Below are 12,609 nucleotides of genomic sequence, written 5' to 3'. Positions count from 1 at the left end.
GCCGATGCCTGCCGCCCCTCCTCACCCGTGACGGCGGAACCGGAATGACGTCGTTGCGACCGTGAGTGCGCAGGTGTCGGCAATCCTCAAGGCCGGTTTCCAGGCCGCCTGCACCCCAGCCCTCTACGTCAGCACGTGATCATGCCGCCGCCTTTGTCGTCGCTCCCGTTTTTGCAATCCCTGTCGCTGCTGTCATCGCGGTTTTCGCTCTACCGATTTCTGCTGCTGACCCATTGCCGTCGTTGTCGCACCCGGGTCGAACGCTGGCGCATGCAGTTCCCGCTGCGTCACGCCAATCTCTCCGAAGGCCTGCGTGCCGCCTGCGGTGCGGCGGCCATGCTGTTGCTGGGCGAATGGCTGGGCAATCCGCTCTTCTCCTGGGCCGCCATCGGTGCCTTTCTCACCTCGCTGGCCGACAGTGCCGGCTCCAACCGGGCCAGGCTGGCGTCCATGGGCGGCTTCGCCCTGGCCTCCACCCTGGGCGGCATGGTCGCCGCCAGCGCCGCCGGCCTGAGCGTGGAAGCGGGTTTGCTGGCCATCATGGCCTGCGCCGGTGCGGCTGGTTTTTCGCGTATCTATGGTGCGGCCGTCGGCCTGGTGCTGATGCTGGCGGCCGGGGTCTCGGCCATCATGGCCGATGCGCCGGTGGTGTTGTGGCCGCTCTCGCAAAGCCATGTCCTGATCTATTTCGCCGGCTGCCTGTGGGCGCTGCTGCTGGGCCTGACGGTCTGGCGCATCCACCCCTTCGCCCCGGCACGCCAGGCAGTCGCGCGCGCCTATGGCACCCTGGCCGAACTGGCCGCCATTGCGGCCGCCAATGACCTGGACGACCCGGCCTATGCGGTGCATGCCGCCGAACTGGCCGCCCACACCCGCCGTCACGCCCGCTTCGACCTGGCCAGTGCGCATCGCGCCCTGGAGGCGGTGGCCGTGGAGCGTACCGAATCCCGCCGTCTGTATGAAAACCTGCTGGTCCGGCTGGCCCGTGCCGAGGTGCTGCTCGATGGCATCACCGTGCTGGCCGACCTGCAGCTGAGGCATTATCAGGCGCCCCGCGCCCGGCAGCGCACCGGCCGCGTGCTGGCCGCCATTGCCCGCCAGTTGCAGGCCATGCAACGCGACATGCAGCGCGGTAATGCCATTGCCGCCGATGACGATGCCCGCATCATGTTGCGCCTGCGGCAACTGGTGGCACGACTGCCCAGCGGCACCGGCCGTCTGTTACAGCGGGTGGACACGCCACTGGCCAATGGCGGCGATGATCCCGCCCGCCTGAAGCAGGCCGCCCGCGCCGAGCGCGCGCAGCGGGTGGGAGTATCGGCCTGGTTTCATCTGCTGAGCGCGGCCGCCCGCAAGGCCGCCCTGCACGTGCGCGCCGGTTCGGCCGAATGGCATCACGCCTGGCGCTGCGCCGCCGCCGCCGGGGCCACCTATCTGATCGTGCACCTGCTGGAACTGCCCTTCGGCTACTGGGCCACCATGGCCACCATGCTGGTGATGCAGCCCAGCATCTCCGACAGCTGGTCGCGCAGCATGGAGCGCGCCGTCGGCAGCGTGGTCGGTGGCGTGCTGGCGGTGGCGGTCTGTCTGGTGGTGCATTCGCCGCTGGGGCTGGCCTTGCTGGTGTTCCCGCTGACCGTGCTGACCATGGCCCTGCGGCCGGTCAGCTATGGCCTGTATGCCACCTTCCTGACACCGGTATTCGTGCTGGTGGCCGATGTCGGCGGCGATCCGGCCCATGAACTGGCCAATGCCGCGCTGCGTGCCGGCAACAACGTCATTGGCGCGGTGGTGGCGGTCCTGGCCAGCTACCTGTTCTGGCCGCGTCGCCAGCAGGAAGACCCGCAGGCGCAACTGCGCCGCATGGCCCAGCTCAACCTGGACTACCTGGCCGCGGCATTGGTACCGGCCATGCCGGCTGGGGCCGGTGGAACGGACAAGGCCGGTATCGCGCAGTTGCATGCCCACCGCCGCGACGCCTGCGTGGCCAATGTCGAAGCCGGCCTGCTGTTGCAACGGGTGGCGCGCGAACGGGGCTGGCGCGAGCGTGACCATGGGCGTGGCCGCACGGCAGTCGCCCTGTCGCGCCGCCTGGCGGCTGCCGCCAGCCACCTGTGGGCGCATCCCCAGCCTGTCGCACCGGAACTGCTGCAGTGGCTGCACGCGCTGGCCCAGGCCCTGCAGGCGCGCGATACACCCGCCCTGCAGGCCCTTACCCGCCAGCGGCCTGCTCCGGTGCAGCTGGCCCAGGCCGCTGCCGTCGAGACTGCCTGCCTGCTGGTGGCCACCCTGGAGGCAACCGGGCCGGTGCCAGGAAATTAGCGGAAACAAAATCCCCCTTCCCTGTTCGAACTGGAAAAACGCCTGCGGGCGTACCGATTCGACAACACAACAGATGGAAGGGAACGGATGAGCCTGGACCTCGATTTTCTTTACAACATGAACGAAGGCCCGCTGCGTTCGGGCCTGATCGTGCTCGGCGTCGCCCTGGTGGCGGTGCTGCTGGCGATCTTCCTGCATCGGCTGGGGGTGGCGCTGGTCAGGCGCCTGGCACGCGGCCGGCCCTTTACCACCACCGCCACGCAGGTCACCTTCAACGCCAGCCGTGCCTGTGTGATCCTGTTCATGCTGCGTATCGTGCTGGCCGGCGCGCCCGACAATACACCGGGCCTGACCCGCATTTCCTATCTCACCTCGATCGCCTTCATCCTGGCGCTGACCTGGTTCCTGATGCGCTGCGTGAAATCGGTGAGCCTGACCGTGGTCAATTTGAATCCCTATGACGTGGCCGACAACCTCAAGGCCCGTCGCATCCTGACCCAGACCCGGGTGCTCTCGCGCAGTGCCTACTTCCTCATCGCCCTGCTGGGCCTGGCCTTCGTGCTGCTGACCCTGCCCGGTGCGCGCCAGTTCGGCGCCAGCCTGCTGGCCTCGGCCGGGGTGGCCGGTATCGTCGCCGGTATCGCCGCCAAGCCGGTGCTGGGGAATTTCTTTGCCGGCCTGCAGATTGCCTTCTCGCAACCGATCCGCATCGACGATGTGCTCATCGTCAAGGGCGAATGGGGGCGCGTAGAGGAAATCACCGGGACCTTCGTCGTGGTCAGGATCTGGGATGAACGACGCATGATCGTGCCGCTGCAGTGGTTCATCGAAAACCCCTTCGAGAACTGGACCCACACCTCCTCCACCATTCTCGGCACGGTATTCCTGTGGCTGGATTTTTCGGTTCCCACGCAGGCAGTGCGCGCCGAATTCGAGCGCATCTGCCAGACCCTGCCGCTCTGGGACAAGCGGGTCTGCGTCATGCACGTCACCGACGCCAGCGAACGCACCATGCAGATTCGCCTGCTGGTGTCGGCCAGGGATTCGGGCAGTGCTTTCGACCTGCGCTGCCAGATTCGCGAGCACATGATCAACTTCATCGCCAGCCACTACCCGGACGCCCTGCCCCGCATGCGTGCAGAACTGAGCTCGCGCAACCAGCCGGATGCATTGGATACCCTCATCGACGGCGCGCCCGGAGAGCCGCTGAAGGGGCAACAATGAACTCGCCGGAGGTCGCATTTTTACAACACCGGCGCGGCATGAAAAACTTAGAAAGTCGGATTGTTGAAACTAAGTAATCACAGGGGATAAAACTTAGAAAAACTGTCACTGTGATTTTCTGATACGTGCTGTCGACGCCTGATGAGGCCACACGCAAAAAAGATCAGGCGGATCTCACAACTGGCGACCGAGGGGAAAGAGTGTCGCTGTCATGGATCCGCCTGCAGGGGAGAGACTGGTGTGCCGGACAACCCGGCTTGTTGCCCGCCAAGGCTTATTGATCGGTGACGTGCATTTCGCCATTGGCGCGGGCCTGGGCCAGCTCGGCGCGCACCTCGTCACGGGTCTTGGCAGAGGCCATCTGCTTGTCGTCGCGATTGCGATCGCTCACCAGCAGTTCGCCGTTGGCGCGGGCTTGTTGCAGTTCGGCGACCACTTCGGCACGGCTCTTGGTGGAGACGAAGCGGGTTTCGGCAGGATACGGTGCTTCAGCCATGGCGGTGCCGATGGCGGAAGTCAACAGCAGGCCGGCAAACAGGTTCTTGGCAATGTTCTTGGTGTTCATGATCGTTCCTTTGTGTGAGAGAAGGGATGTGCACTTCAACCCGGCCCAAGGTCTTGGTTCAGTCGTTGTGTGCTGTCATCGTGAAACCAAGTTTAGAGATCAACGGATGACGGATAAAGACGCGAAATCGGAATTCATCGTTCCGGATTTCAGAACAAGCCCATCCATTGTTACCAGGCGCAGGCATCGCGCCATGCCGTGATCGGGTGATCCGGTCGCTTGTCGAAAACTTAGAAACAAAGATTATGAAAACTTAGAAGTAGAAAACAGGAAAACTTAGAAAATGAAAAAAGAAATGCTCCGCCGAAGTGGTCAAAAACTGAGCAGATTGCAGAGTGAAAATCGTGCTTGGGGAGGGGAAAAATTCCGGATAGGTGCCACTGGAAAAACTTAGAAAAATGTCGAAATTTTTCTAATTCGACCGGCAACGTGGCTGCATCAGGGCGGCGACGGGAATTGTCCGGAATCGAGGCGGCGAGATGGGCGCAGAAAGCAGGCAGGCGGACCTCACTACCGGCGACCGAGGGGAGAGAACGTCGCTTTCATGAGGCCCGCCTGGGGAGAAACTGGCGCACCGGGATCGCCGGTGCGGGTGATGCGCAGCCAGGGGCGCGGATGGCGCCAGCCTGGCATCAGGGCATGCGGATTACAGCGGTGCGTTGCTGTTGCTGATGGCAGTGCCTTGGTTACGGGCTTGTTGCAGTTCTTCTTGCACTTGCTGACGGGTCAGGGTCGAGTGGAAGGGCTTTTCCACCGGATATTGTTCGGTCACCAGCAGGTCGCCGTTGGCGCGGGCCTGGATCAGTTCGGCGCGTACGTCAGCGCGGGTCTTGGTCGAGACGAAAGGCTTGTCGACCGGATATTGGTCGGTCACCAGCAGGTCGCCATTGGCACGGGCTTGCTTCAACTCGGCGACCACTTCGGCGCGGCTCTTGGTCGAGACGATCTGGGTCTCGGCGGGATACGGGGCTTCAGCCATGGCGGCACCGACAGCGGTAGTCAACAGCAGGCCTGCAAACAGGTTCTTGGCAATATTCTTGGTGTTCATGATCATTCCTTTGTGAGTGAGGGGATGAGCACTGCAACCTGGGCCGACACTTGTGGTTCAGTCGTTGTGTGCTGTCATCGTGGAACCAAGTTTAGAGATCCAAGCGCGGCAGAAAAAGCAGACAAACCGGAATACATCATTCCAGAAACGCGAACAATCAGTTTTTTCGAGCCTGTACTGCTCTTTTTACACCGCATCTGCACATGGAAAATGTTGCATAAATTTCTACTTATGAAGTAGTTGAAGTTAATTAAGTTATTGATTTATTTGGAGAAAAATGGAATTGATCATCTGCTGGCAATAATCGCTGGTTGATCCATTTTGCGGTGCGATAAAAAAATTCCTATCGATCCAATACAAAATCGCAATAACTTGTTCAATGGATTTGACAGAGTTTTTCAGGCCTTCGTTATATTTCGACAAACATAGCGAATTGGCGCCTTTGAGCAAGCGCCTTTCTCCGCCTGACATTTGCGCATTCCCCATATAGCTCGATTTGCAGAAGCCGTGTGGTGGCGAACATTCATTGCTTGCAGCGTTGTTGTTTCGTTTGGTTTCGTTGCATAGCATCTCCTTGCATCGCCATCTGCTGACGGCAATGAGTGACGGTTCCCCCTTGTTACGATTGCTTGCAAGCCTCACCAACGCTTGCACTTCTCCTCGAACCTTCCTGTCGGAAAAGGCTTCAGAGATTCACGCGTTACGCAGAACAGGCAGGCCAACAGGCCCCACATTTTGCGTAATCGGGGAAGCGGAGAATCAGTCCTTGTCCGACATAGCGCGACCGCAAGCTTGCCTATAGTGATGACACGGATCTGCGATCCCGCATCCTGTAATTTTCTTGAGTATCCAAGCCTCGGGCTTTTCCGAAAAACATAATGCAAGGAGGTACACATGAAGACTCGTCATATTCTGATCTCGTCCCTGTTCATGGCCCTGGCCGGTAGCGCCATGGCGCAGAATGCACCGACCAATGGCAACGCCGTGGGCGCTGCACCGACCGCGCCGATGTCGTCGGCTTCGACCGCATCGCCTTCGGCCGTGCCTTCCAATGACCCGTTCGTCCAGAAGCGTCAGGCTGATGCCGATGCCAAGGCCGAGTACAAGGCGCAGAAGAAGGCCGCCAAGCAGGAATACAAGTCCGACAAGAAGGCTGCCAAGGCGCAGCTGAAGCAAGAGAAGAAGGAGTCCACTGCCGAGCGTAATGCAGCCCTGGCGGCTACTCCTGACAAGTCCGACAAGACTCCGTAATCCGCGGCGCTCATGTCGTGATGAAGATCCCCGGCTGCGGCCGGGGATTTTTTTTGCCTGCGTCTGCTCAGCGCTTGCGGGTTTTGGTTACGGCTTTTTGAGTCGCCATATGCTCGGCGGCGATGCGCGCCGGCAGGCACTCCAGCAGCCAGTCGATGAAGACCCGCAGGCGCTGGCTGACATGGCGGTTCTGCGGATAGACCACGTGGAAGGGATAGGCCGCCGGTCGCCAGGGCTGCAATATTTCCACCAGCGCCCCGCGCTCCAGTGCGTCGCGCGCGGCATAGCTGAAGGTCTGCACGATGCCCAGGCCCGCCATTGCCGCCGCCAGATGGGCGTTGCTCTCGTTGACGCCGATGCGATGGTCGATCTTGATGTCCTGCTTTTCTCCCTTGCGTTCGAAACGGAAGGGAAAGGCCCGGCCATTCTGCGGCGACAGGTAACTCACCAGCCGGTGTCCGTTCTTCAGTTCTTCCGGATAGGCCGGTGTGCCGAACTGCTTCAGGTAGGCCGGCGCCGCGCAGGTGATCAGCGTCGCATTGCCGATGTGCCGCGCGACCAGCGATGAACTGTCCAGCGGGCCGCCGCGGAGGACGCAATCGATGTTGTCGCTGATCAGGTCGGCCGAACGGTCGGAGACGCCGAGGTCGATGCGGATGTCGGGATAGCGCGCCATGAACTCCGGCAGCGCCGGGACCAGCACGTCACGCGCGGTCGAACCACCGACATCCACCCGCAGCTGGCCCTTGGGCTTGACGCGGGCCGCGTCGAAGGAGGTATCGATATCCTCCAGGTCGCGCAGGATGCGGGTGGTCTTCTCGTAGTAGTCGCGCCCTTCGGCCGTGACGGTGACGCGGCGCGTGGTCCGCTGCAGCAGTCGCACGCCCAGGTGCGACTCCAGTTCCTGTATCTGCTTGCTCAGCGTGGCGTTGGGCATGTCCAGCGAATCGGCAGCCCGCGTGAAACTGCCGGCTTCCACCACCCGCGCAAAGCCGCGGATGGCCATCAATTGATCCATGTCGAGTGTCCTTGGTTGATCGACGCCTGCCGGAAAAGTTTGCGGGATCGTCCAGATTATCCACGTGTGTGAATAGTAATTTTGATTTTACACGGTTTATCTGGGAATCGACCGCCGCTAAAGTGCAGCCATGCCTGATCGATACACAGCGCAACGCAAGGCGGGGCGCCACGACATGGCAGACGTCCATTTCATCCAAATTGCAGCACCCGACATAAGGAGCAACACCATGAACAAGCAACTCGACGGCAAGATTGCACTCGTCACCGGCGGCACCAGCGGCATCGGCCTGGCCACCGCCCAGGAACTGGCAGCACAGGGTGCCCGTGTCTTCATCACCGGTCGCCGCCAGGTTGAACTGGATGCCGCAGTGGCCAGCATCGGCGTGGCCGCCACCGGTATCCGGGCCGATGCCTCGGTCCTCTCCGATCTGGACCAGGTCTATGCCCAGATCGCCAAGAGCGCCGGCAAGCTGGACATCCTCTTCGCCAACGCCGGTGGTGGCGACATGATGCCGCTGGGCGCGATCACCGAAGAACACTTCGACCGCATCTTCGGCACCAATGTGCGTGGCGTGCTCTTCACCGTGCAAAAGGCCCTGCCGCTGCTGGTCGATGGCGCCTCGGTGGTGCTTACCGCCTCCACCGTCTCCATCCAGGGCACGGCCAACTTCAGCGTCTACAGTGCCAGCAAGGCCGCGGTGCGCAACTTTGCCCGCTCCTGGGCACTGGACCTGAAGGACCGCGGCATTCGCGTCAACGTGGTGAGCCCCGGCCCGGTCCGTACGCCTGGCCTGGGCGGCCTGGTGCCCGATGAAGCGCGTCAGGGGCTGTTCGACTTCCTCGCCGCACAAGTGCCGCTGGGCCGCCTGGGCGAACCACAGGAAATCGGCAAGGTAGTAGCTTTCCTGGCGTCGGATGCCTCCAGCTTCGTCAATGGCATCGAACTGTTTGTCGATGGTGGCATGGCACAGGTGTGATGTCGGGGCGCTGGCACGGCATGTCCGCCAGCGCCGTCTTACATCGCCAGACCGACCATGAAAAATCTCGTCGCCACCCTTTCCCTCATTGGCGCGCTGGCCCTGCTTGCAGCGCCGGCAGCCTTCACCCAGGAGTCTTCCATGCATCTCACCAGTGACGTCACCGTTGACGTGGCACAGGCGCAGGCCTTGATCGACCTGCATTTCACGATCTGGAACGAGCCCGATGCGCAGCGCCGCAACCTGCGTTTCGGTCAGGTCTATACCGATGATTTCTTTGTCGCCGACTACCAGGCCAAGGCGGTCGGACACGCCGCCGTGGGCCAGTTGCTGCAACGGGTCCAGGACCAGCATCCCGGTTTTTCTTTCAAACCCGATCCGGTGAGCTGGAACCACGGTCTGGGTCGCGTCACCTGGAATTACGGTCCGCCGGACCAGCCGGCCCTGATCCACGGCGAGGACATCTTCACCATTCGCGAGGGCAAGCTGGCCAGTGTCTTCGTCTTCCTCGACGTAGCTCCTTCCCACTGATCACCTTTCACTTTTCACCTTTACCGTTGCACGGAGTCTTCCATGAAATTCATTGCTTCCCTTCTGGCCGCAGTCGCCCTGCTGATGGCTGTACCGGGTCATGCCGCCGGCGTTCCGATTGTCGGGGTCGATCACGTCGGCATCAATGTGCCTGACCTGAAGCAGGCAGAGGCTTTCTTCATCGATACCTTCGGTTGCGTACCGGTGACGCAGATCGGCCCCTTCCCCCTGGATGTCGCCGCCGCCGAGAAATCAGAGGCCTTCGCGCCGCGCGCCGACAGCGTGACCCTGGCCATGATCCGCTGCGGGACCGGTGCCAACATCGAGTTGTTCGAGTACGTCAATCCGCGTGGCAGCAAGGCAATGCCGCAACTGGCCGAGGCCGGTGCCTCGCACATCGCCTTCTACACGGAGGACATCGTCGCTGGCGTGGCCTACCTGAAGTCGCACGGCATCACCGTGCTGGGTGAGCCGATCACCATGACGGCTGGCGACACCGGTGGCGAGACTTGGGTCCACTTCCGCGCGCCGTGGGGCGCCGAGATGGAACTGGTCAGCTATCCCAAGGGCAAGGCCTATGAGGGCCATACCGCGCAGCGCCTGTGGAATCCGAGCCGGCCGGCGCAGTGAACTGGACGGCCCAAAACGACAAGGCCGGCATTGTGCCGGCCTTGTCATTTCTGCTCTCAAAGAGGTGTCAGTTGCGACCCTGCCGCCATAGGCAGCGGGCCAGCCATGCGGCCGTCACGACCTGCAGCAGCATGAAGGCGGCTACGGCGTTCCAGCCTGCGTGTTCCCAGAACCAGCCGCCGACCGAGCCCAGCACGCTGCCGCCCAGGTAATACGCCAGCAGGTACAGCGAAGCGGCATGCCCCTTGCCCTGCCCCGCCAGCCGACCGACCCAGCTGCTGGCGGCCGAATGGGTGGTGAAAAAGCCGATGGTCAACAGCACGATGCCGGCGATGACCACCGTCAGCCAGGGCGTGCAGGTCAGGAACAGGCCCACGCAGGAAGTGCCGATACCGGCAGCTACCAGCGGTGCACGGCCATAGCGGTCAGCCAGGGCACCGGCCCAGGAAGAGGACACGATGCCGAAGATGTAGGCGCTGAAGATGAGCCCGGTCAGCGTGGCTGACAACGAGAACGGCGGGCTCATCAGGCGAAAGCCGGCGTAGTTGTACGAGGTAGCGAAGATGCCCATGTTCAGCGCCGCGATGCCGAAGGTCAGCGGCAGGCGGGCGTGGCCGAGGTGGCGGCGCCACAGGCCGAAGTGATCGCGCAGGCGCAGCGTGCCGTTGCGCACGAAGTTGCGTGAGGCCGGCAACATCATCACGAAGGCCACTGCCAGCACCAGGTCCAGCGCGCCGATGGCAAGCATGGCGTGGCGCCAGCCGAAGGCTTCGGCCAGGGTGCTCATGGCGACCCGGCCGACCATGCCGCCGAAGGCGTTGCCGCCCACATACAGCCCCATGGCGTAGCCCAGGCCACCGGCGTCGATTTCCTCGGCCAGATAGGCCATGGCCACGGCCGGCACGCCGCCCAGGGCGATGCCTTCCAGCGCACGGGCGACCAGGATCAGGTGCCAGCTCGGTGCGATGCCGGCCAGCAGGTTGCAGCAGGCGGCGGTGGCCAGGGAGGCGAACATCAGTTCCTTGCGGCCGAAGCGCTCCGACACCATGCCTGCCACCAGGATGGAGACCGCCAGGAAGCCCGTCGACAGCGACAGGGCCAGCGAGGCGCTGGCCGCGCCGATGTTGAATTCCTGCGCGAAGGCCGGTAGCAACGGTTGCACGCAGTACAGCAGCGAGAACGTGGCGAAGCCCGAGCAGAACAACGCCAGCACGATGTGGCGGTAGGCGGCGGAGCCGCGGACCGCGCCGCCGGTGGCATGGCTGGCAGGGGTGACAGAGATGGCATGGTGCGCGGCGGGCGCCGCTTCCGGGCGCGGGACGGTGGAAGACGGTGAATCGGAGAGCGACTGCATGGCAAGGGGACGGCAGACGCGCCGGAGGAAGGCGTACCGCCATGTGTTGTGGAGAGGGGTAGTCTGGGATAAATGCGCTATATTGTCCAATATATGGAGGGTGGCCTGGCCATCTATCAAACAGATATCAGGTGAGCACAATGGAACTGCGACATCTCCGCTATTTCCTGGCCGTGGCCGAACAGCGCAGCTTTACCCGGGCCGCCGAGAAGGTCGGCATCGGCCAGCCCCCCCTGTCGATGCAGATCAAGGACCTGGAGCAGGAGGTGGGCGGCGCGCTGTTCATCCGTACCTCGCATGGCGTGGAGCTGTCGGAGGTGGGACGGGTGTTGCTGCCGCACGCCCAGACGGCGGTGGACAATGCCGAGCAGGCGCTGCGCGCCGCGCAACAGGCCGCCAGCGGCGAGGTGGGATTGCTGCGCATGGGTTTTACCTCGTCGGCGGTATTCCATCCGCTGGTGTCGCATGCGCTCCAGCAATTCCGCGAGCGTCATCGCAAGCTGGAAATCTCCCTCAGCGAAGGGATCACCGAGCAGTTGCTGGCCGATATCGCCGCCTCGCAACTGGATGCGGCCTTTGTGCGCATCGTGACGACGCCGTCGGCCGAGCTGGGGGTGGTGGAACTGCCGGCCGAGAAGCTGAAGGTAGCCTTGCCGCGTTCGCATCCACTGGCACGACGCAAATCGCTGCGCCTGCAGGACCTGGCCGGGGAAAACTTCATCATGGTGCCGCGTGGCAAGGGATCGGCGCTGTACGACAACATCTTCAGCGCGTGCCAGGCGGCCGGCTTCGATCCGCAGGTGATCCAGCTGGCGCCGCAGCTGACCTCGGCCATCAATCTGGTGGCCGCCGGGCTGGGGATTTCCATCGTCCCGGAAGCCATCGAACAGGTACAACTGGCACAGGTGCGCTACATCGAGATCCGCGAACCGGCGCCGCGGGCGCAGCTGTCGCTGGCCTACCACCGGCAATCGATTGCCGCGGCACGCTTTGCAGCGCACCTGCAGCGTTCGCTCAGGCGCGTCGGGGGCGAACGGGATGTATCGTGAAGCGTCGTCGTGAAGCTGTATGGGCGATGAGCAGCAGGCCAGGTCTGCTCAGTTGCTTTTGAAGCGTCCCAGCAGCTTGTTGGCCTGTTGCAGGAAGGCCTGAGGATAGGCCTCCACCAGTTGTTCGAGCGCCGGTAGCATGCGTTCGAGGGCAATGGTCAGGGCGATATCGCTGATTTCCTCGCCCCACAGGACCTTTTGCACGAAGGCCGCGGGTCCGATCTCGGCGATCAGGCTCATGCTCATCTGGCGTTCAAGGGTGTCGATACGCGGGCCGAAGACCTCATCGAAGATGCGCATGATGGCTTCTTCCAGCTGTACCCGCTCGCTGCGTTGCAGGCGATCGTCCCGTCCTAGCGGCTCGGGATCGACCGGCGCCGGCATCTGGCTGTTCTCGATGAGTGCGCTGGCCTCCCCCGCCATGCGACTCAGTTGCTGCACATGCAGCGTCAAGGCACTGATTTCAGCGAGCAACGAGCGCAGCGGCATTTGCTGCGGCATGTCGGATTCGGCTGGACCTGCTGGATGTGGATTCATATTGTTGTTGTTGCTCAGCCTGCCAGGGCAGAGACCGGGCAAGCTGCTTGAATCGATCGTTCCGGCGATGCCGCCCCCATGCGGTTGTATCGCCGGTGCCT

13 protein-coding genes are annotated in these 12,609 nt (G+C 62.8%); 7 read left to right on the top strand and 6 right to left on the bottom strand.

The genetic code is table 11. The features are described 5' to 3' along the window. Positions 1 to 141 precede the first annotated feature (141 nt). Positions 142 to 2,322: an FUSC family protein gene (locus ACEOAC_RS00750; protein WP_413628636.1), complete on the top strand. Its 2,181-nt coding sequence runs from the start codon at positions 142 to 144 to the stop codon at positions 2,320 to 2,322. Between the two features lie 87 nt (positions 2,323 to 2,409). After that, positions 2,410 to 3,546, top strand: coding sequence for a mechanosensitive ion channel family protein (locus tag ACEOAC_RS00745; RefSeq protein WP_241813380.1), 1,137 nt, complete (start codon positions 2,410 to 2,412; stop codon positions 3,544 to 3,546). Between the two features lie 274 nt (positions 3,547 to 3,820). Here the strand turns inward: ACEOAC_RS00745 and ACEOAC_RS00740 are convergent, their stop codons facing one another. The 3 genes from ACEOAC_RS00740 to ACEOAC_RS00730 all read right to left on the bottom strand — a co-directional run bounded on the left by ACEOAC_RS00740 (position 3,821) and on the right by ACEOAC_RS00730 (position 5,813). Next, positions 3,821 to 4,111 carry a DUF4148 domain-containing protein gene (locus tag ACEOAC_RS00740; protein WP_413444554.1) on the bottom strand — a complete coding sequence of 97 codons (291 nt, stop codon included), beginning with the start codon at positions 4,109 to 4,111 and terminating at the stop codon, positions 3,821 to 3,823. 646 nt (positions 4,112 to 4,757) lie between these two features. Then, on the bottom strand, positions 4,758 to 5,159 hold the full coding sequence (locus ACEOAC_RS00735; RefSeq protein ID WP_413444555.1) for a DUF4148 domain-containing protein: 402 nt from the start codon (positions 5,157 to 5,159) through the stop codon (positions 4,758 to 4,760). Between the two features lie 255 nt (positions 5,160 to 5,414). Continuing rightward, a complete protein-coding gene (locus ACEOAC_RS00730) occupies positions 5,415 to 5,813 on the bottom strand; it encodes a hypothetical protein (RefSeq protein WP_413444556.1) in 399 nt (132 codons plus the stop codon). A gap of 240 nt (positions 5,814 to 6,053) precedes the next feature. Between ACEOAC_RS00730 and ACEOAC_RS00725 the strand changes: the two genes are divergently transcribed. Further along, entirely contained in the window at positions 6,054 to 6,410 is a 357-nt protein-coding gene (locus ACEOAC_RS00725; protein ID WP_077236507.1) for a hypothetical protein, read from the top strand. 67 nt (positions 6,411 to 6,477) lie between these two features. Here ACEOAC_RS00725 and ACEOAC_RS00720 read toward each other — a convergent pair whose 3' ends face one another. Further along, positions 6,478 to 7,428, bottom strand: a complete 951-nt coding sequence (locus tag ACEOAC_RS00720) for a LysR family transcriptional regulator (RefSeq protein ID WP_413444557.1) — start codon at positions 7,426 to 7,428, stop codon at positions 6,478 to 6,480. Between the two features lie 229 nt (positions 7,429 to 7,657). On the opposite strand from ACEOAC_RS00720, the gene ACEOAC_RS00715 reads away from it, so the two are divergent. The 3 genes from ACEOAC_RS00715 to ACEOAC_RS00705 are packed head-to-tail and all read left to right on the top strand — an operon-like array spanning position 7,658 to position 9,568. Then, positions 7,658 to 8,407 carry an SDR family NAD(P)-dependent oxidoreductase gene (locus ACEOAC_RS00715; RefSeq protein ID WP_006465331.1) on the top strand — a complete coding sequence of 250 codons (750 nt, stop codon included), beginning with the start codon at positions 7,658 to 7,660 and terminating at the stop codon, positions 8,405 to 8,407. 57 nt (positions 8,408 to 8,464) lie between these two features. After that, positions 8,465 to 8,938 (top strand): nuclear transport factor 2 family protein, encoded by a 474-nt coding sequence (locus tag ACEOAC_RS00710; RefSeq protein WP_413444558.1) that lies wholly within the window; start codon positions 8,465 to 8,467, stop codon positions 8,936 to 8,938. Between the two features lie 42 nt (positions 8,939 to 8,980). After that, positions 8,981 to 9,568, top strand: coding sequence for a VOC family protein (locus tag ACEOAC_RS00705; RefSeq protein ID WP_413444559.1), 588 nt, complete (start codon positions 8,981 to 8,983; stop codon positions 9,566 to 9,568). A gap of 67 nt (positions 9,569 to 9,635) precedes the next feature. Here ACEOAC_RS00705 and ACEOAC_RS00700 read toward each other — a convergent pair whose 3' ends face one another. Then, a complete protein-coding gene (locus tag ACEOAC_RS00700; protein ID WP_413444560.1) occupies positions 9,636 to 10,922 on the bottom strand; it encodes an MFS transporter in 1,287 nt (428 codons plus the stop codon). Positions 10,923 to 11,062: 140 nt separating this feature from the next. Here ACEOAC_RS00700 and ACEOAC_RS00695 point away from each other — a divergent pair, with 140 nt between their 5' ends. Continuing rightward, positions 11,063 to 11,971 (top strand): LysR family transcriptional regulator, encoded by a 909-nt coding sequence (locus tag ACEOAC_RS00695; protein ID WP_077236509.1) that lies wholly within the window; start codon positions 11,063 to 11,065, stop codon positions 11,969 to 11,971. Between the two features lie 48 nt (positions 11,972 to 12,019). Here ACEOAC_RS00695 and ACEOAC_RS00690 read toward each other — a convergent pair whose 3' ends face one another. Beyond that, a complete protein-coding gene (locus ACEOAC_RS00690) occupies positions 12,020 to 12,472 on the bottom strand; it encodes a hypothetical protein (protein WP_039877031.1) in 453 nt (150 codons plus the stop codon). Between the last annotated feature and the right edge of the window lie 137 nt (positions 12,473 to 12,609).

It is taken from the genome of Herbaspirillum frisingense, assembly GCF_047325095.1.
In the GTDB taxonomy this organism is placed as follows: domain Bacteria; phylum Pseudomonadota; class Gammaproteobacteria; order Burkholderiales; family Burkholderiaceae_D; genus Herbaspirillum; species Herbaspirillum frisingense.
This window is presented reverse-complemented; position numbering and strand designations above follow the sequence as displayed.